General features: G+C 59.6%; 19 protein-coding genes. 4 read left to right on the forward strand and 15 right to left on the reverse strand.

The features are described 5' to 3' along the window. Positions 1–15 precede the first annotated feature (15 nt). The gene (locus tag AC07VS_RS01450; protein WP_494750016.1) at positions 16–1,503 is read left to right on the forward strand and encodes a prolyl oligopeptidase family serine peptidase; all 1,488 of its coding nucleotides are present in this window, start codon (positions 16–18) and stop codon (positions 1,501–1,503) included. Positions 1,504–2,453: 950 nt separating this feature from the next. Here the strand turns inward: AC07VS_RS01450 and AC07VS_RS01455 are convergent. The 6 genes from AC07VS_RS01455 to AC07VS_RS01480 form a co-directional block, all read right to left on the reverse strand. Continuing rightward, complete coding sequence (locus tag AC07VS_RS01455) at positions 2,454–2,825, reverse strand: hypothetical protein (RefSeq protein WP_494750017.1); 372 nt, start codon at positions 2,823–2,825, stop codon at positions 2,454–2,456. Positions 2,826–3,030: 205 nt separating this feature from the next. After that, positions 3,031–3,999, reverse strand: a complete 969-nt coding sequence (locus AC07VS_RS01460; protein WP_494750018.1) for a recombination directionality factor — start codon at positions 3,997–3,999, stop codon at positions 3,031–3,033. Positions 4,000–4,073: 74 nt separating this feature from the next. Continuing rightward, positions 4,074–5,123: a YqaJ viral recombinase family nuclease gene (locus AC07VS_RS01465; protein WP_494750019.1), complete on the reverse strand. Its 1,050-nt coding sequence runs from the start codon at positions 5,121–5,123 to the stop codon at positions 4,074–4,076. Positions 5,124–5,362: 239 nt separating this feature from the next. Further along, entirely contained in the window at positions 5,363–6,349 is a 987-nt protein-coding gene (locus AC07VS_RS01470; RefSeq protein ID WP_494750020.1) for a DUF932 domain-containing protein, read from the reverse strand. A 45-nt stretch (positions 6,350–6,394) separates the two neighbouring features. Then, complete coding sequence (gene radC / locus AC07VS_RS01475) at positions 6,395–6,892, reverse strand: RadC family protein (protein WP_494750021.1); 498 nt, start codon at positions 6,890–6,892, stop codon at positions 6,395–6,397. 220 nt (positions 6,893–7,112) lie between these two features. After that, positions 7,113–7,367: a hypothetical protein gene (locus tag AC07VS_RS01480; RefSeq protein ID WP_494750022.1), complete on the reverse strand. Its 255-nt coding sequence runs from the start codon at positions 7,365–7,367 to the stop codon at positions 7,113–7,115. Between the two features lie 617 nt (positions 7,368–7,984). Here AC07VS_RS01480 and AC07VS_RS01485 point away from each other — a divergent pair. Both AC07VS_RS01485 and AC07VS_RS01490 read left to right on the forward strand, forming a co-directional pair. Further along, entirely contained in the window at positions 7,985–8,608 is a 624-nt protein-coding gene (locus AC07VS_RS01485) for a tyrosine-type recombinase/integrase (protein WP_494750023.1), read from the forward strand. 278 nt (positions 8,609–8,886) lie between these two features. Further along, the gene (locus AC07VS_RS01490) at positions 8,887–9,315 is read left to right on the forward strand and encodes an SRPBCC domain-containing protein (RefSeq protein WP_494750024.1); all 429 of its coding nucleotides are present in this window, start codon (positions 8,887–8,889) and stop codon (positions 9,313–9,315) included. Positions 9,316–9,699: 384 nt separating this feature from the next. Here AC07VS_RS01490 and AC07VS_RS01495 read toward each other — a convergent pair whose 3' ends face one another. The 5 genes from AC07VS_RS01495 to AC07VS_RS01515 form a co-directional block, all read right to left on the reverse strand. After that, complete coding sequence (locus tag AC07VS_RS01495) at positions 9,700–10,755, reverse strand: DMT family transporter (RefSeq protein ID WP_494750025.1); 1,056 nt, start codon at positions 10,753–10,755, stop codon at positions 9,700–9,702. A 190-nt stretch (positions 10,756–10,945) separates the two neighbouring features. Then, positions 10,946–12,061 carry a chromate transporter gene (locus AC07VS_RS01500; protein WP_494750093.1) on the reverse strand — a complete coding sequence of 372 codons (1,116 nt, stop codon included), beginning with the start codon at positions 12,059–12,061 and terminating at the stop codon, positions 10,946–10,948. Between the two features lie 557 nt (positions 12,062–12,618). Next, on the reverse strand, positions 12,619–13,551 hold the full coding sequence (locus AC07VS_RS01505) for an NAD-dependent epimerase/dehydratase family protein (protein ID WP_494750026.1): 933 nt from the start codon (positions 13,549–13,551) through the stop codon (positions 12,619–12,621). A gap of 42 nt (positions 13,552–13,593) precedes the next feature. After that, on the reverse strand, positions 13,594–14,571 hold the full coding sequence (locus AC07VS_RS01510; RefSeq protein ID WP_494750027.1) for an acetoacetate decarboxylase (ADC): 978 nt from the start codon (positions 14,569–14,571) through the stop codon (positions 13,594–13,596). Between the two features lie 77 nt (positions 14,572–14,648). Further along, positions 14,649–15,380: a type 1 glutamine amidotransferase domain-containing protein gene (locus AC07VS_RS01515; RefSeq protein WP_494750028.1), complete on the reverse strand. Its 732-nt coding sequence runs from the start codon at positions 15,378–15,380 to the stop codon at positions 14,649–14,651. Between the two features lie 228 nt (positions 15,381–15,608). Between AC07VS_RS01515 and AC07VS_RS01520 the strand changes: the two genes are divergently transcribed. Then, on the forward strand, positions 15,609–16,055 hold the full coding sequence (locus tag AC07VS_RS01520) for a MerR family transcriptional regulator (protein ID WP_494750029.1): 447 nt from the start codon (positions 15,609–15,611) through the stop codon (positions 16,053–16,055). Between the two features lie 378 nt (positions 16,056–16,433). Here AC07VS_RS01520 and AC07VS_RS01525 read toward each other — a convergent pair whose 3' ends face one another. From AC07VS_RS01525 to AC07VS_RS01540, 4 genes are all read right to left on the reverse strand, one after another. Continuing rightward, the gene (locus tag AC07VS_RS01525; RefSeq protein WP_494750030.1) at positions 16,434–17,297 is read right to left on the reverse strand and encodes a class I SAM-dependent methyltransferase; all 864 of its coding nucleotides are present in this window, start codon (positions 17,295–17,297) and stop codon (positions 16,434–16,436) included. A gap of 108 nt (positions 17,298–17,405) precedes the next feature. Next, positions 17,406–18,206: an SDR family NAD(P)-dependent oxidoreductase gene (locus AC07VS_RS01530; protein ID WP_494750031.1), complete on the reverse strand. Its 801-nt coding sequence runs from the start codon at positions 18,204–18,206 to the stop codon at positions 17,406–17,408. Between the two features lie 56 nt (positions 18,207–18,262). Then, on the reverse strand, positions 18,263–18,643 hold the full coding sequence (locus tag AC07VS_RS01535; RefSeq protein WP_494750032.1) for an antibiotic biosynthesis monooxygenase family protein: 381 nt from the start codon (positions 18,641–18,643) through the stop codon (positions 18,263–18,265). A 55-nt stretch (positions 18,644–18,698) separates the two neighbouring features. Further along, complete coding sequence (locus AC07VS_RS01540) at positions 18,699–19,592, reverse strand: NAD(P)/FAD-dependent oxidoreductase (protein WP_494750033.1); 894 nt, start codon at positions 19,590–19,592, stop codon at positions 18,699–18,701. Between the last annotated feature and the right edge of the window lie 76 nt (positions 19,593–19,668).

Raw genomic sequence — 19,668 nt, forward strand, 5'->3', positions numbered from 1 at the left:
AACTGAGGAACACACATGGAAAACATTTCTAGACGTCGCTTCGTGCAGGCTGGGACAGCCTTGGCAAGTATTGCGTCCACAGCAGGCTGGAGTACGTCAACTGCCCATGCAGCTGGCCAGGGGGGCAGCTTTATGGCTGCGTCCATTAGCGGTCAGAGTGGGCCCGATGAACCGCAAGGCGCTGGCCCGCGAGCGCCGGGCATCCAGCGCGTCTACGCGCTTTGCGAAGTTACGGGTGGTGGCCAGAAGGTCTATGGCATCGCAGTGGAGTACGACGCGGCGATCGACCCAGCAGACCTGGCACTCGACACCTATGCGGCGGCGGTCGTCCCGGCGGCTAAGGGCTTCTTTCCAGGCATGCCCCTGTCGTTCGACAAGAACAGCACGACGGCCACGCCTCAGCCGCGGACCGTCACCGCCGTCTACACCAGTGCTGGCCCAGCACTGAATGCAGACCGCAAGAATGCGCAGGGTCCCTGCGTCATTGTCGAATTTGAGCACGACCCGGATCTCAGCCTGCCTACCACCGACAGCGACAAGGTCGCGCTGAAGCAGGTCAAGGACGTGCGGACGACTAGCGGAGTGGTCTACGCACCCAACTCCAAAGCATGGACCAACGAGGGCCGGCGAGGTAACAGCGTCGTGATCCGCGGGGTCGATGCGTGGGAGCAGAACCACTGGTGGTGGGACGAAAAGCGTTCTGCCTGGCTCGAATACAGCATCTACCTTCCCAAGTCGTTCCTGCGCCCGGGTGGCGAAAAGAAGGCGTATCCACTCGTCTTGGCGATTACGCACTCCGGAACCAGCTACGACGGGACTTGCGCGCAGACGCTAACCGAGCAGTGCATCGCTAGCATCTGGAGCCTGCCGGAAGAGCAGGATCGGCAAGAATGCGTCGTTATCACGCCGCGCTACGAGCGCACCACGCTGAACGACTATTGGGAGCATACGGCTGATGTCGAGAACACGTATCGGCTCGTCCAGTCCCTGCTCTCGAACACTTGGGACTACGGCAACCCCAACCTGGACGACCGGCGGGATAAGGTACTAAAGATTGATCCGCACAGGGTCTACTGTACCGGCTGGTCGATGGGTGCAATGACATCGCTGTGGCTGATGGCCAAGCACCCGGAAACCTTCGCGGCGGGCCTGATCATCGCCGGCCAGCAACGACCCAGAGACGTCGTCACGCTGGCCAAGCAGAAGCTACTGATCATTACAGGGTCTGCCGACGGCAAGGCGACGCCATGGAATGAGCAGTGCGTGCCAGTGTGGCGCCAAGCAGGAGCGAAGGTCACACGTCCATCAGAGTACTTGGACCCGTCTCTGATCTTCCCGGTCGGCCACCAGGAGAAGCTGAACTCAAAAGTCGAAGGCTATCTCGCTGAGGGCGGCAACATTACCTTCCTGACCTTCGATGGTGTCGACCACATGGCTTCAGCGCGGAAGTTTTTCCACATACAAAGTGCCAGAGATTGGTTGCTCAAGCAGCGCAAGGTATGAGGCCAGAGATAGCGCTGGCGCAGTTTTTGTACACCGAGGTCCAACGCAGCTCACGCCTGGACTATTAGGAAGCCAGCATAACTCGCAGAACGCGCAACTTTTGGCGCAGCAGTGGCCGCAGTTCGGCGTCGATCACCTCCAGAACGGCCTGCCGGAGGGCGGCCGCCATGCGTGAGTTGGGGGCCTGGGGTGTTGGTGCCAGTGCAATCGTGATCGGCAAGTTACTAGGAACCGCATATAGACGCTGGGCCCCTATGATCAAAAATGCAAATATCAGCGTTGAATGAGCAGGGAGCCGGGTTGGCTACTTCTTAGGTGCGGGGCCACAGATCCAAGAACTTTTTGGCAAAAAAACAGGTTTGTGTAGTCCCCGACCCAGCCAAAGCCAGGTCGGGGATTTATGCCTTCATCAAGTGCTCGGTCCGGCAATCGCAACCCATCGCAAGATGCTCACCCGAAGGCAGGCGCCATCAGTGCTGCGCCAGACCAGTCGAGGGCTTGATAGGGCGTTGATGCCACCCACTCGTGCGTTGTAAGCCATCCCCCAAGGCAATGGCTGCGTGACGTCCAACAGAAGCAGGGCGGTCGTGGTTTCCAGGCTCCGATTCCGCTCCACCCCCGTGACCACCGCCCACCATTTCGAGTGCCCATCCCCAAGTTGGACCATCGCCAGTCCACCTTGTCGGGTCAGTTGATCAATGGTGTCGGCATCTGTGGCACTCCACCCGTCATGACTCTGGGCATGTTCCGTGAGCGGCCAAACCCCCAGAATGCCGCCAGCCACGACAGAGCACCACGCCAGCCCCCCATCAAGCCCAATCTTTGGCGCCCTGATCTCCCGAAACCTTGCCCTGTGCTTGCCCGATGCCTTGGCCAGGTACTGCAACTCCCCCTCAAACCGCAGCCCCCGAACAAACAAGTGCTCGATTTGAGGTGGCTTTGGATCAGCCTCAGTAATCATCCGGCAACAGCACCGTCGTCACCGACCGGTCTGCCTCCGTGATCACCCACACTTTCTCGGTTCTGGCCTGCCCGTCCACCACCCGCTTGAGGGTGTAGACCGAAAGGATGCGCATTTGAAGGATCAGAGCGCGTCGATTCATCTCAGCATCATCCCCATCGACATCCCCCCAATCCCCGCGCACGTGCCGGGCCAACAGGCGCAGCGGTGAGAAACGAAATGCCTGCAGTACATCCATGGCGGCTGGTGTGGCAACGATCCTCCCCAAAGCAAACAAGGGCGCCTCATTGGAGCGCCCTTGCTGTTGGTCTGTGGTCCCTGCGGCCCTTGGCGGCACCGCATCGTTGATCTCAATATCCATGTTCATTTCCATTCAGTTGTTTCAAGATTGATCCCCCACAGATCTGCCATCCGGACACGGCTGCGCCTCGCCAGGAGCGATGCCAGCCATACCGTCGGTCGAAAAAATGTGAGGGTGTAAAAAAGAAAAGGGCGCCCTCGCAACCGCGAAGCGCTCCATGTGGTTTGACGCAGGCCTTGCACCTGCCGTCGTTGGCTGTTCGGGCTCAGTGCCGCAGCAGAGCCGCCTTGGCTTCGAGCTTGCTGCCCAAGGAAGGCCGGGCTTGGCTTTCCTGTCTGGCCGGATCGACCTGATCAGACTCCGTCGGTGAAGTCGTGTCACCCCCTGTCACTGGGTAAAACTCCTCCACCACCGCAGCCCCGTCTTCAGCCGATTCTTCAAACGCGCCCAGTGCCAGCCCGGCCTTGGCCGCCGCATCGAGCGCTGCCTGGTCAAACCCGGCTTCCTCCCGCTCAGTCCACGTCGCCTTGGTTTGGGCAATCGCTTCCAGCAGCGTCATTCCACCCCGGACCGTGAGGTCCACGTAGAAAATCGCCGCCCGGTGAGATTGCGTCGTCGACTTGCCCCTAAGCCGAAGCTCCAATGGCATCGCAGACAACTTGCCCCCCGTGATGGCCTGGAAGTACTGAAGCCGCGCCGCCAGCGTCCTGATGCTGTTGAACCCCGTGGTCCGGAACACGAAGCTGCCCAGTTCATCGGTCTGGTCGTCGCAGTCCACGTCGATGCGCACGTTGAGCCGCCCATAGGGCTTGCACCCCTGGTCGACTCCCAACTGGCACCCCTCCGGTGACGCGCATTCCAGCGTCTGGATCCCTGTCGAGGTGGAGCGCCGGCAGGTCTCCCCATTGCCCACGCACAGCGGCCTTCCGGTCTTGCGATCGAACAGGCTGTAGTTGGTGCGCAGGTTCAGATCCGGATCGTCAAACAGCAGCCGCACCGGAATGCTGCGCAACTTGGCGTGAGCGTTGGAACTGGCGTTTCCGTTCGCCGGTTCAACTGATTTGCGCAGTTCCGCATCCACCGGATGGTTCACCCAGCTCCCCCGGGTCTGCACCTGGGAGGTGATGGTGAACTCGTCATCCTTCTCGGGCACTCGCTTGCCCGACTTCTCCACCACGCGCCCGATGGAGATCCGCCCCAGCACCGGGGGCGTCAAAGCCAATCCTTTGAGCATGATTTTTTCCCTATCGTATGAATTGAAGTGAGACCGCCGTTGACCAGGCAGGCCTCGTATGGGTTGAAAGTGATTCAGGTGTTGGAACTGACCAGGAAGCGACGGCTTCCCGATTTGGACACCTGGTACTGGGCCAGCAGTTCAGGATGAGCGGCACCCAGACGCTCCTCATCCAAAGCCAAGCCGTCCTTGGCCCTCTTGAAACTCACCACCCCGGACTCGAACAAGACCTTGGACGCATCCCCCATGCGTTGAACAATGGCTTGCTTCAACTGGGCTTCGCGCTCGCCTTGGGCCTTCAGGGCAGAGCGCACAGCGACCAGGTCGGAGAACACCGACTCCATCACCAGGTCCCCGCGAAGATCGAGCGTCTGACCCGCATCCCTTGGGTACAGAGCACGCAACGCCTCGTTGGATGACTCAGATCCGTCAGCCGCTGGTGCGGTGTCTGTGTCGACGAAGCGTTTGAATGCGTGCTCCAACTCCACCAGCTGGCGGATCATGGCCTCGTCACGCGCCACCCGATGCACCCGAAGCTCCTGGCCACAGATGAGCACCGCCACATCGGCGGCCTGCTTGCCTGTGACCGCGAGCTGGTGCATCACCTGCAGTTGAACGTACTCCGGCACCCCGTCACGCCAGAGGCGCTCCCCGTGGTAACCAGCCGTCTTGCACTCCAGGATCTGGACATCGGGACAACCGACCACCTCCCGATCGATGTTGGCCAACATCCAGGGGTGATCGGCATGCTGCAAAACCGCATTGACCTTGCGAACGCGATTGCCGGTGCGCTTGGTGTAATGGGCCGCCACAATGGGCTCCAGCAAAGTGCCCCAGTAAAGCGGAGAGGCCTCGGATTCATCAACCGCAGGCAGCAAGTGCCCGCGACCGGTCTTGATCATCCAGAGCTCCAGCTGAGATTGATAGGGGTTGAGCCCCACCGCTGCAGCCGCATCGGAACTGCCGATGCCACCCCGACGAACTTCCAGCCACTGCTCACGGCTCAGACCTTGGGTCTTGACCAGGCGCAGGGCAGGGCGGGGACGCGAGGAACCGGAAACGGAAGTCGAACCTGAAACCGAAGAAGCAGGCGAAGCACCTGCCGAAGAAATGGCGTGTGCCATGAGAAATCCTTTCGAATGGGTTGAACAAGAAACCTGACCCCAACAAAGCTCTCACCCAACAAACCTTTCACCTACAAAGCAAAAGCCCCGCGCCATCCATCCAGGGTGGGCGGGGCTTATGCCGTGGGGTGGGGGGGAAGCGCGATGGCAGGGAAGGTCGACAGGAGGCCGAAGTAGGAAGGAACAAGAAACTGGCGTAAGACCAGTCCTACGCATAGACGTATGCCTAGGCGCAGGAGTCAGGCCACCAACTGCAGGGCCTGATCCAGTGCCCGTTGCTTGAGGTTGGCCCCCTGACCGAACCAGGCACTGTCGAGCCGGTACTCCTGAGACCGGGCTCGACGCTCGTGGTCCACGAACTCGGTCACGGCATTCAGCAGGCCCCAGGCCGTGCCTTGGGCTGACGACAGTTCCGCGCCGCGGCCTTGACCGTCATAGAGCGCCTGCACCTTCTTCAATGCCCGCTCATTGACCAGCTTGGCCGCAGGATCGAGGTGGCCCTGATGGCCATCCATGCCTGAAGGCTGGCAAATCACCTTGAGGAAATAGTTCATCGCCTCATGGGTCTTGACCTTCCTCTCGGCCAGGGTCTTCATGCGGTACATGAAGCTGTCCCAGTTGGACACCGCGATCCCCAACTGCTTCTTCACCGCCTGGGCGTCGAAAGCCGTGGAGTGTGGCACCCGGATGGCACTGGTCGCACCATTCAGGGCAATCGTCAGGGTGTTGTGACACACCACCCGGATCGTCGTCGGCGTGGCCGTGGTGGCCAAGGTCCCGTCGCAGGAAGTCGCCAGTAGCAGGTAGCCATCGACCACATCGGTGCCCTTCAAGGCGGTCGATTTGCCGGTTTTTGCCAAAGCCCAGAACTTGCGGCCTGCCTTCAGCACGCCGGCTGTCTCCAACTCAAACCCCGACACCTCGGTCAGATCGCGATAAAACTCCAACACCTCCTTGGGTTGGACCACCTGGTAGCGGCCGCCCACAACGGACAAAGCTGTCTTGGTGTCGCTTCGGTACAGGACCTTCTGATCTTCAAAGGTCTGGATCGCACCCAGACCACCGGCTTCACCGGCCATGAAGCGAACCGGGGTCTCGCAGATCTTCCAGTCCATGCCGGCCTGCTGGGCCCAGACATCGATGGATTGGCGGGCGGGCAGGGCGTTGCCCAAGGAATGCCAGGGCGTCTCGCCCACATAGGCCATGGATTGCATCAAATGAGCCATGAGAAATCTCCTGAAAAATGAAGAAATGAGGAAACCGAAAGAAACTCAAATCAGCCCACGCTCGGCCAGGCTGAGCATGGCGCTGCGGGTCACGATGAAGTGGTCCAACACCCGCACATCCACCAAGGACAGGGCGGACTGCAGGGTCTTGGTGAGGGTGATGTCGGCGGTAGACGGATCTGGGACACCGCTCGGGTGGTTGTGAGCCAGGATCACGGAATTGGACTGACGGGCCAGGGCTTCGATCACCACCTCTCGGGGGTAGACCGAGGTCTGGGTCAGGGAGCCCCGGAACATCTCCAGGGCATCGAGCACTTGGTTCTGGGCATCCAGGAACACCACCGTGAACACCTCGTGCGGCCGGTCTGCCAGCAGCACCTGCAGAAAATCCCGAACGGCGCAGGGGCCGCTCAGGAAGTAGCTGTGTCGCACCGAACGCTCCAGATGAGCCAGCGCTTCCTGAACCACGGGGGCTCGGGAATAGGTGGACAGGCCAGAGCAGGCCACCGTCGAGTCAGAGACAGCACGGGAAACGGTGCCCACGGCAGCACCACCAGATGAACATAAACAAGTCATGAAAACCTCCTTGGCCCAAGGCCGAAGCAGTGCGAGACAAAGAAAGGGAAGACGCCCCAAGTTGCCTCCACCCCAGACGGCATAAGGCCCCGGGTACCCAGAGGTACGCGGGGCCAGCAGCAGTGAGGAGTGGGAGCCAGCCGTCCGAGAAGGGCCGGTGGCTGAGGCAGGGGGCAGCGAACGCGTGTCAGTAACTTCGGCTGACGCTGAAGCGATGACCGCAGTCCAGGCAGCGGCGGTTGTGCAGCAGGTGCTCATCGATGGCTTCACCCAGACGGGCGCCCACGGCGCAGCCGGTGGTGGCGCCAACCAGCGCGCCCAGGATCAATTGACCCAGAGGGCTGGAGGGCGAGTTGGAATCTGCCAGGGCCGGCACATCCCAACCAGAACCACCTGAGGCGACTGCACCCAGACCGACAGAGCCGGCTGCGACACCGGCCATGAGGCCAACGGCGCAACCGGTCTTGCGACCCCAGGCGAGTTCGGTGGTTTGTTCGCTTTGGCAGCGAGGGCATTCAGCTCGCATGGCCGGCGTGGGGGCAATGAGGATTGGTGGAGCAACGGGTGCTGGCTTGCGACATGCGCTGAACGGCCATTGCCGTGAGTGCGCCCAGGGCGAACACCACAACGAAGGCGGACAAGCAGTCCATGGGGGACGGGGTTGGAAGCATCAAAGATTTCTCCTGAGGTGAGGGACCAAAAAGAAACCCCGCTGGGCAAGGCGCCGAGCGGGGTTTGGGGGCTGGAGGCAGGCTGGAAGTTGGCCTATCTGTCTCAGCTCAGGAAGGAGATATGTGATTGAAAAATTTTTAGATCAACTTTGTAAGAGGGCGTGCTTGGAAGGCTGGAGACCTATTGGTTTCGGGGGCCGCTACAGGCTGGTTGCTGTCATCCAACACGCAGTCATTGAACGACTGCCGCGACCGAGAGCAGACAGTGAAGAACATGATCAGGCGTTCTTCTGAACCGCAAGAGCTGACACCGCTAGCGTGGTCACTCGTGGACAACTTCATCTAGAAGGCGCATGGTTTTGCTCCGCCCACTCGATGGGAGACCATCATGGAATCCGTTGCAACTGTCGTTCATCGCGAGCCTTGGAACAAAGGAAAGATCGTTGGTCAGAAGGCGCCCTTCAAGCCCAAAGACATTTGGGCGCTGCGCGTGCGCCTACAGATGGAGAACCGGGTGCGCGAGCTTGCGCTCTTCAACCTGGGAATAGACAGCAAGCTGCGCGGATGCGACTTGGTCGCCCTCAAGGTCCGCGATGTTTGCCATGGCGACCAAGTTGCATCTCGATCAACGGTCATGCAACACAAAACACATCACCCCGTCCAGTTCGAGATAACGGCGACCACTCGTGAAGCGCTTCAGCAATGGATCAAGACCGCTAGGCTGCAATCGGAAAACTTTCTCTTTCCGAGCCGAATTCACAAGTCACCGCATCTCGGGACGCGTCAGTACGCCCGGATTCTCGAGCGCTGGGTGGTGCAGCTTGGTCTGGATCCAGCGGAGTACGGAACGCACTCCATGCGGCGCACCAAGGCTACGCTCATTTACCGTAGAACGAAGAACCTACGGGCGGTCCAGCTACTCCTTGGCCACTCTAAAGTCGAGTCAACTGTCCGATACCTTGGTATTGAGGTCGACGATGCTCTTGAGCTATCTGAACAGACCGAGATTTGAGTTGAGAAAGCGCACAAGGCTCATCGGGGGCGGCTAAGCTGTGGGCCTAGATTACCGTGAGTTGTGGGAGCACGAGGCTCCCCCCGGGTCCCGCTAACGCCCCTCGCCATGGGGCAGAATTCGGCCACAAACAGTCGTTCGCGTGCCCTACCGCATAGCCGACATTGGTGAATTGCAATTCCAAATAGCGCCCCACACAATGTCGCGATGGACGATGTCTTCATAACCTCCTCGTAGGTGCCGAAAATTTCCCGTCTACCTTGCTCTCAGGAGGATTAATGACCACCTACCGCCATTCACGCGAAATTTCGGCCCCTCCAACCGCTATTTTCGCCGCAATCAGTGATCCAGTGCGTCTTGCTCGTTGGTGGGGGCCTGACGGCTTTACCAATACATTTGACCTGTTCGAGTTTCAACCTGGGGGACAGTGGAGGTTCACAATGCATGGCCCGGATGGGAAAAACTATCCAAATGAGGCCATATTTATGCAGATCGAGCCCAACGCCAAAGTGCGGATCAGGCACACCTGCGCGCCGCATTTCGAACTGAGTATAGAGTTGCAGGAGGTCAGGGCTGGCTCACTGGTTACGTGGTCGCAGCAGTTCGATGATTCCAAAGTGGCCGAATCCATCCGACACATCGTTGAACCGGCGAACGAGCAAAATCTCACTCGCCTTGAGCGCGAGCTAGCATCCAATCCCAAATGAGTTTCCGAGGCTTATATCGGTGCCGGCCCGTCGCACCGGCGGGTCCTTCTGCCTGTCGGAGGCGCCCCCCCCGAACTCAGTCATACGTGATCGGCAGCCTATCCAATAGCTGAATGTCGGTTCAGGGGCCGCCAGTGGCCTCCGATGTGGGGCAGAATTCGGCCGAGGCTGTGTGAAAACGCCGATGGGTGACTTTTTCGGGTGTGCTTGAACCCTCGCCTGCATTGAGATCGGGCGTTATAGGCCGTTCTATGAGGTCAACTTTTGAACGAGCCGAGAAATCGATAGCTCAAGTCGCGTTTTCACGCGGCCTCGGCCAGAAGCGGTCGCTCAACGCGTTTGCAGGTAGCAGACATAGAGCAAGGCCGAACGCACGCACTCACATCAGTGACTGTGTGAATGGTGGGCATCCGGCACGTGCGCATGGCTGTGCCGCGTCGGCTCATGTCGGTGCAGGTGGCTGTGCGACCCCGTGGGCATGACCTCATGGGTGTGGTGATGGTGCCCATCGTTGTGCGCGTGCGCGTGCTCGTGCAACAGGGCTTCATGGTCATGTTCATGGTGATGTGATTCCATCAAGTGAACGGCCACCCCCAACAGCATCAGTACCCCTCCCAGCAACATGCCCCAACCGCCCGAGCGATCTCCCAACAGAAACGCGAGCGCGGCACCAATGAACGGAGCAAAGGCAAACACCGACCCCGTGCGAGCCGCCCCAAAGGCACGTTGTGCAAGCAGGTAGAAGCGCAAGCTCAAGCCATAGCCACTGCCTCCCACCGCCAGCAAACCTAGGATCGAAGCTGTTGATGGTAGTGGCTCTCCCATCAGCACCGCCAAAGCAAGCGTTGTGGCAGTGCCAAGCACTGACTTCGCCAGCACGACTTGCCCGGGATCGCGCTCAGCCAGCGCTCTTGACAAGGTGTTGTCCAGCCCCCATGCCGCCGTGGCGCCCATGACCGCCATCAACCCCCAGAACTTGCTATGGCCGCTATGCCCCTGATCCAGCACCAGCACAATCCCTCCTGCCAACAACAGGGCCACCGCAGTGGCAACTCGGCGATCCATGGTTTCCCGGTAGAGCCACCAAGCCAGCAGCGCCGTGAACAACGCCTCCAACGTCAACATCAGGGACGCCCCGGTGCCGCTCGTATGTTGTAGACCCCAGGCCAAGGCCACCGGCCCCACCGCAGCCCCCAAGAGCGCCATTGCAAGCAGGCGAGGCAGATCCGAAGGCAACAGGCGGGCCTCTCGCTCCGTCGGCTGACGCGAGAAAGCGCCGACCAGGGCGGCTCCTGCGTAGAGCAGTGCAGCCGTTGTGAAGGGACCGATGCCCAGGCCCAGCCTCTGCACCAATGGGGTACTGATACCGAACAGGGTTGCGGCCAGCAGAGCCAGCATGCCGCCTTTGAGCGCAGGCATAGATTGCATTGGAGTCGTCATCGAGCACCGATTCTGCTCTGTCGTCACCCCGCTGGAGGCCAGTTGTGTGTTTCGCCTTGCGCACCTCTTGAGCCGTCAGGACTTGAAGGTGCGGTGGTGAAGTTTCGGCCTGCACGATCCCGATGCCAAATGTCAGCAAGGCACACGCAAGCCAACTTGGCGAGCGATGTGTAGACGAAGCGACGCCCACTCAGGCTCCGTGTATCAGCGGGTAGACCGCCAGCCCGATCAAAGCCGCAGCCACAACGATCAACGGTTCTGGGAGCTTTTTGAATTTCCACAGGACGGCAGCCGTGGTCAGTGCCAGCAGTGCGGTCACCCAATCGGTGATGGAACGTTCCCCGATCACAATCACAGCCCCGGTGATGGCACCGATGGCCGCTGCAGTGACCCCATCCACAAAGGCAATGATGGCGGGCAGCTTGCCGTACTTCTTGAAATAGGGGGCAGGAAGCACCGTGAACAGGTAGCAGGGCAAGAAGGTGGCGAGAGCCGCCACAACGGCCCCCCAGAATCCAGAGACCAGATAGCCGATGAAGCCCGTGGTGATGACCACCGGACCCGGCGTGATCATGGCCACCGCCACCGCATCCACGAATTGGCGGTCGGTCAGCCAGTGGTAGTCCTGGACAACACCGCTGTAGAGAAAGGGAACGATGGCCAGACCGCTGCCAAACACGAAGCTGCCCGCATAGGCGAAGTAACCGCCCACCTGAGCCAGCTTGTGCCAGTCCAAAGCTTCAAGGGTGAAGAAGGCCGCAATGGGCGCGGCGATGGCCTGAAGGCCCCCGCGTCGTGCCCAGGCGGGAGGCGCACGCCAAAACCAGACCAGCACACCCGCGCCCAGAAACAGCCAAACCACTTCAGACTTGGTGACCACCGTGACGCTGGCACTGATCAGAAAGATGGCCCACAAGAGTTTGTCGCGCCCGATGTTCTTGGTGGTGAGCTTGTAGGCGCTCATAGCAATGATGCCGATCACCGAGGCCCCCACCCCGTAGAACACCGCCTGCATCCAAGTGATACCCCCAAACGCACTGTAGGCGGCCCCCAATGCCAGGACCATCAGGAATGACGGCAGCACGAAGGCGAGTCCAGCCCATGTCGCCCCTGCGATTCGGAAGTGCACGTAGCCCAGGTAGATGGCCAACTGCGCCGCCAGAGGCCCTGGCATCAATTGGGCCAGAGCCATGCCTTCTTTGTAGTCGCTCTCGGAGATCCAGTGCCGCTTCTCGACCAGATCCCGGTACATGTACCCCACCAAGGCCACGGGGCCTCCGAAGCCCCAGGAGCCCAGGGCCAGCATGTAACGCACCAGTTCCCAGAGCGTATAGACCGGCCCCGATGTGGCGGGCGGCGGCGTCGAAGAAAGAGAAGATGTCAAGTCGAACTCCTATCTGGGTACAGAGACCCATGAACAGGAGCAGCACTTGGGGCCAGAACAACCCTTGGTGGCGGGGAGACTGCTCAAGTCCCCGCTGGCTGGATTCTAGGACCATTCTGAGCAGGCATGTCGCCCAACAAATCAACTCTAAAGAGTCGATTTCGAACCAGGGGACTGTCTGCAAGGCGGGGTGTGATGAGTCGGCTAAGGGCCCACCACCGCAATCTGAGGTAGAGCAGAATTCGGCCAGGAGCCGCCGATCATGGCGTTGTCATAGTTGACTGCTTCGGACTGATTGCGGCCAACCAGCATCGGATCACGAATGTCCGATCAATCACAGTGAGCGGTCATTTCAGACGAGGTCGTGCGCACCTCAGACAAGGGTGATGTGGTTGGAAAATGTCATCTTCCGTCGGCCGGTTCTACTTGGCAAAGAAGTCTTGAAGAGTCGCGCGAGGATTCGCTGTGTCCGACCGCCGCTAGGCCATGACTGCTTCCTGTCGAATCAATCGCAGGCCTTCTCCGTACGTGGTGACGACAAAGTCGGGAAAACGACGCTTGAACTTGCTAGAGTCAAACAGGTTGTCCCACTTGTAGCGTGGAAGCAGTTCCCGGATTTCACGAACTTCTTTCGAGAAGAGGCCCGCCACGCTCATGGCAAAGCTGCTAATGACGCCGTAGTCGGTGGGCAGGCCGAACACGTCTGCAGCCATGGCCACGAATTGCGTGTAGGTCTGTCGGTCGTCGTCGCAGGGCAGATGCCAGCTCTGTCCGTAGGCGTCCGGCGCATTGCCTAGGACGGCCAATGCTCGGCTGGCGTCAGGCGTCCATATCAAGGTTCGGCGGGTGTCGTCGCGCACCGGCACCTTGGGTTTCTTGCCGAGCCTGAGCTTGTCGATCACCAGCGCGTTCGTGACGCTCTGCGTCTTTCCCGGACCATAGAACTCGGGGGCGCGTCCGATGAGCACCGGTATTTCCCCTCGCGCCATCTCCTGCAGCACCATGGAGGTCATCGCAGCGCGGACTTTTCCTTTGCGACCCACTGGCTCGAATGGTGCCTCCTCAGTCAGCAGCCGCTCATCTTGCGGGTACATATAGGTGTTGTCGAAGTAGACAAACTTCGCACCTGCGACTCGGCTAGCATCGAGGGAGTTTTTCAGCATGGTCGGAAACTGCGCCTCCCACAGCTTCGTGTCCGGTGGCAGGCCCGCCGTGAAATACACGACGTCGCTCCCCTTTACCGCCTCGGCGGTCTGCTGCGCATCGAGAAGGTTCGCGGACACGAGCACATCGGTGCCATTGATCTTGCGGGGGTTGCGGCTCACGAGGCGCAGCTCGCGCGTGTAGTTGCGATGCAGCTCTCGCGCGAGCTCGACAGCAATCTGGCCTGTTGCTCCCAGGATGGTTTGCATGTTCTTCCTTCTTGCATCGGGTTCAGATGGCCCTGAAGGGGCTTAAAACGGTTTGGGCGCGTACAGCGCGCTCTGGAAATCCGGCACGTATTCGTACTTCACCATCTTGCCCAAGTCCAGCGCCTTGATGAACGACGACAAGCTCCCTTCGGTCAGTCTCAACTTGACTGCATCTGCGCTGGTGCTGCTGGCATGGCTGAGCTGGCGAGACACAGCGTACCCGGCCGTCAGTTGCCCCTTCTGATCGATGTTGGTGAAGCTGTTGGTCACCTGCGTTGGCTTGCTTGACAGGTCCGTCAGCTTCTGAGTCTCGAGGGTCACGTCGATCTTCTTGGTGTCGTTGTCGAAAATTTCGACGACGACGGACTTCTCCGTCTCCTTGAAGTTAATGTCGGTCAGCCACTTCGGCAGGTTGTAGCCCACCACACCGCGCACGCGAGCCAGCTCCGTGTTCACCGGCAGCTTGAGCACATACCCCCAGAATTCGTCGGACATGGACTGACGCAGCAACGTGAAAGGTCCAAAGCTCGTCGAGCCCGGCCGGTTGGTGATGACCGACAGACCGATCTCGTTATAGCTGTCGTTGTCGCAGTATTGGTATGTGTAGGCGGTCAGCGCGATGAGGCCGCGCCCTGACCAAACCTGCAAGGGTTGAACCTGCTCCAGGACCTTGGCCGGCATCAACTCCTTCAGCTTTGCAAGGTCGGCCGTGAATATGGCCGTGACGCGGCTGTTCTTGTAGTAGAAGTTCGGCGAGTAGGACTCGAAGCCGATATCTACCTTCTCCTTTTTGAGCTGCTCGAACCAGCTCAGGTCGACGTCCGGGGCCTCGGTGGCGATGACGGACAGCGGAGGGTTAGAACGGAATCGGTCGTAGAGGCCTCCCTTCACGACAGGCACTTCCTGCCCGGCCATGTTGATGTTCGTGAGCTCAGGCGTTGCCAAATCGGCTGCCCGTACTGCGCCCGAGGCAGCACTCAAGCTAATGATGGTGGATGCGATCAAATTTTTGTAGTTCATGGTGATGTTCCTATTGGAATAAGTTGCCTGGCCTGCGTGTCGAGTGCGAGCACGGAGTTCGACCAGGTGTGAATGGACTACCTGGAGTCCGAAGCTGATTGCTGTGCTCGCAGAAGCGTTAGCACCTGCTGACCGACGGCCTTGCCGGATTGAGGGTTTTGGCCGGTAACGAGCCGCCCGTCGGTCACGGCGAAGGACGTGAACGGAATCCAGGCCTTTACGTACCTTGCGCCAGCAGCCTCGAGCGCGTCTTGCAGCAGGAAAGGGACCTGGTCCCGCACGCCGGCAAGCCGCTCCTCGAAGTTTGAGAAGCCTGTGACCCGGCGCCCTGCAATGAGAGGCTGACCGTCAGTGCCACGGAGCCGCACCAAAGCCGCGTTGCCATGACAGACGGCCGACACGATGCCACCTTGTTCGTAAATGGCTTCGGCCACGCGCTTAAGTTCGGGCGCATCTCGAAAGTCCCACATCGTGCCGTGGCCACCGGTGAAGTAGATGACCGAGTAGTTGGACGGGTCCAACTCCGCCACACGCAGCGTCTGCTGCAACCGCGCCATGAAGGCTGGGTCGCGCATGTGCGCGCTTGCCGCATCGTCGAGGTGGAACGAACTCAGACTTCGCTCGTCCAGAGGGCTCTTGCCGCCAGCAGGGCTCGCGATGTCCATCGTGATCCCTGCCTCCTGGAGCACATCCCAAAAATGGGTCAGTTCGGTGAGCCACAAGCCGGTCTTGTCATTACGGCTGGGGTAGTCCGAATGATTCGTCACGACGATGAGGACTCGCTTCGTTGTTACAGGTCCGTTGGTCACGACTTGGGCTTTCGCTGGCCCAGGCGTGGCCAACCAGGCGATGGCCGTCAGTGCAGCCACCCCAGCTCGGATGGGCCTCAGAAAGGTCGCACTGAGCCTGACGATAGGGCCCAGACCACGGGGGAACGGATGCTTTGCGCTTGCCTTCATGGCGATGTCCTTGCTTGACGATAGTGAAACTTTAAGGTTAAAGTAAACTTTAAAGTCAAGAGGAATTTGAGGTCCAGCATGAAGATCGGCGAATTGGCCAAGCACAGCGGTCTGGCGCCATCGCGCATCCGCTTCTATGAGTCAAGCGGGTTGATTCGAGGGGTGGAACGCAAGGAGAACGGTTACCGTGAGTACGGACCTGAGGCCCTGTGGACGCTGGACATCATCACCAGCGCACAGAGCGCTGGCTTCTCGCTCGACGAGATTCGCAACCTCTTACCCAACGACGAAGCCCGGTGGCAGCACGCGGAGTTGCTGGGGAGCTTGGAGCGCAAGGTCTCGGAAATCGAAGTCCTTCAGAGGCGCCTGGAGCAAAACAAGGCGCAGCTCCTGGTTGCCATCGACAGCGTCAAGAACCGCCCTGAGGCCTTGGCCTGCACGGACCGGGCGCAGTGGGTGCTGGACAAGCTCAAAGAAAGTTCTGGGCCAGTGCCGACAATGGAGCCGCTTGAGGGCAAGGCCTAGGAATCTGTCTTGGGTCTGCGAACGCTGCCTGTGGAATGCGGCCGTTAACTTCCTTGGATTGGTGGACCGCTCCTGCTGCACAACAGTAGTTGAAGCCCGATAGACAGGTGTAGGCAAAGGGCCCTGAGCGGAAGGTCGGTGTCACTGAATGCAACTGCGTATACCGATGAAATCCACCACCATCTGCGTTTCAAACCCACCAGCCAGTCCGATCCAAAACCGCCACTAACTCCGATTTAAACCGGGCCACTCATTCCGATTCGAGCCCCCAAATAAAGCTAAGTTTTTCACGTCAAGACACGGGCAACCTGATTTCGACGACTTGCTGGTCAAAGGTGGATGTGGGCGTCAGGTCGGGGCGACTCCTGTCACTCACTGTCAGCCTCTCGGATTGCTTGCCGTAACGATCCAGGCTGCGCCTTCGATCATCACCGACTGCGTACCAGTGAGTCTTGCGAAGGCGTTACGAACTGCAGCCTTTGCGCGGGCGACGATCTCATCGGACTGATTGGCAAACGCACGCGACAAAGGTCCGACATCAAGCGCCATCCTTACCGCGTCGTCGATTGCAGCTTCTCGCGTTTCACCCTCGCCAAACGGAACGGAAGCATCAAAGGGCGTAATGGCGATATCGGCGAAGCCGGCTGCTGTCAGGATGCGCGAAACATACTCCCGGTCCCCAAACGAAAATGGGCCTAGTGCCCCTGGAGCGGGCGCAACGCCTGGCGGAAAAATGGCTTTGATTGCGTCCATCGGGAGGCTTATCCATGCGTTTTCGGCTGCGCTGCGCCAGCAAACAAAAGCAACCCGGCCACCTGGTCGGAGCGCGCGTCGCATATGAGCGAACGCAGCGGTCGGATCATCGAAGAACATCACCCCGAAGCGCGAGAACAAGAGGTCGAACGCTCCGACGGGCAACGCAACACTGCTGGCGTCAGCCAACTGGAACTGGGTCTGCGTATTGTGTGGCATTTGCCTGCGCGCCAACCCGATCAGCGGCTCAGATATGTCCACGCCCAGCACTTGGCCCGCAGGGCCGACGCGCGCGGCCAGAGCGAGGCTCGACGCACCTGCACCACAGCCAACGTCCAACACGCGCTCACCTGTTGCAGGCGCGGCAGCTTCAATCGCGGCCTCACCAAACACCGACACCACGGCATCGAGTCGAGCCTGATTGGCTACCCAGCGCTCTCCACTCCGGCTGTTCCAATCGGAGACCTGATCGGCATCTTGCTCTTCCATGCAATTTCCTTGTTCCGGTGTTTTCCAAATTAAGCGCTTCGATGCCAACGCGTGTCACAGTCAGAGCCCCGCCGGTTCGAGCCCCCCTCGACGACTGCGCTCTGGGTATTAAGCATCCACAATTTTTTTCAACGTTGCCCGTTGCATTGACCGAGGCGTCAGCCGATTTGAAAATGCCACCACCTTGTTCAACAGACCCGCGACCACCATGGCCTTTCCTTGCAACAACGCCCGAATACCGCTCACGGCCACCGGGCGAGGCTGCATAGTGAGTAGGCGCAACATTGCCGATGTGGTTGCACCGGCCACTTCATCGAAACCCGTCGCAGTGTGCCCCGGGCAGAGAGTCGTCACAACCACGCCATGCGGACGAAGTTCATTGTGAAGAGCCTCGCCAAGGGCAAGTACATACGCCTTGGTTGCTGCATAGGCTGCGTAGCTGGGAACGGCTTGAAAGGCCATGAGGCTGGCGACGAGAAGTATGTGTCCTGATCGTCGATTGGACATGTCTCGACCGAACAGATAAGTCAGCTCCGTGAGCGTCGTGATATTGAGCTGGATCATGTTCGCTGTGCGCTCAATCGGCGTTTCCAGCAAGTCGCCATGCAAGCCGTATCCGGCGTTGTTCAACAAGATGTCGATGGTCACCGACTTCTCATCGAGACTGGACTTCAAGCGACTGGCCGCACCCGGGGAGGCAAGATCAATTGCCTCGACCAGCACATTCACCCCATGTTTTCTGCGGAGGTCTGAGGCCAACTTTTCCATCGGATCCAGCCGTCGTGCTGCTAACACCAGATTGACTTTCTGAGCAGCTAGTAGATCTGCGAATTCGAGGCCGAGGCCGCTCGACGCTCCAGTGATCAGAGCCCATTGCCCAGCGAAGTCGCTCGTTGGTTCTTTCGACATCGTTCACGTCCTCAATTTTTCAAATTAGCAAGAGGGCTTACTCACCATTTCTGGCGTCAAGCCTCGCAAAAACCAGGGACGGCGACCTTCTCGAACAGATGCGGTCTGGCGACGACGGATGAAGGATATGCTGGAAGTTTCGCAAGGAACTTGGGATCAGTAAAGGCGGCGCGGACTGCCTCGGTAGATTCCCACATCACGTAGTTCAGGTAAGTCGGGCTATCGCCGATCGCTCGATGCAATTGCATGGAAATGAAGCCCGGTGCCTTCGTTATGACCTCGGCAGCCGCCTTGAAAGCGTTCAAAAAGCCCGCTTCGTCGGCGGGATCGACGACCGTGAAGAGGTTGATGAGTACGAGAGGTGCGGCCGCGACACCGAGTTGGCGGTCAAAAGGAAATTTCTCGTCCAAAGGTACGAATGGTTTTGCGGCGGTCATGGTGGACTCCTGTCTATTGTGGAATTGAAACTATCGTGATTGATGCTGCTTACTCTCAAGCCAGCATCGATTGCTGGGCAAAGATACCTGCCATCGCGCCCTGCCATGACGACTGGGTGACCGAGGGCAGGAAAGGCGTGGCAAGGTCACCTGCTGCGTAGATGCCGGGCATGCTGGTTTGTCGGCGCTCGTCGACCTTGATGGCGATGCCCACAGGCGTCTCCACAGTGGCAAGCCCCAGTGACTCATGCAGACTTGCGGAAGGCTTGTTGCGCGGTTGAGCGAACAGCACGTCGACCGCGACATTGCTGCCTGTATCCAGGTTGACGGTGGAGATGTGGCCCTCGGTATGGGCAATCTCGATGATCCGGCCGTCGACGATGAGGATGTTGCGGCCCGCCAGATCGGCCCGGAGTTCGGGCGCAATGTCATGGCCATTGGCAAAAACAGTCAACTTATCCGTCCAATCACGGAACAGCCTGACGGACTGATGTGACTGCGGGCCAGACCAGAAAACGCCCCAATGCTGGTCGGCGACTTCAAAGCCATCGCAATAGGGGCAGGGCACGATGGACGAGCCCCAACATTCGGCAAAGCCTGGGACATCTGGCATCTGATCGACGACTCCATAGCTCAGGATCAGACGACGCGCCTTCAGGGATTCATTGTCGTCCGTGACGACAGAGAAGTCGTCGATTGCGCCAGACACGCTCTCGGCCCGGGCATTGACCAGGGTGATCGAGGGATAGCGCGCCAACTGCTGTCGCGCCTCGGCCAGGATGTCCTGCGGTGGTTTGTGATCGTGCCCTAGCACGCCATGCGAGTGGCCTGCGAAGCGGTTACGTGGGCGGCTTGTATCGAGAACGATAACCTTGCGGCGAGCACGACCCAGTTGTAAGGCAGCAGCGAGACCGGCAAAGCTGCCTCCGATGATGATGACGTCATTCATGGTGATGAGCTCCTTGTTGTGTATGGAGGGGGCGGTTGAAGTGGGGCTAGTTTGCAGATTTGAGATACTATTGGGT

It is taken from the genome of Curvibacter sp. GW821-FHT01G03, assembly GCF_059422285.1.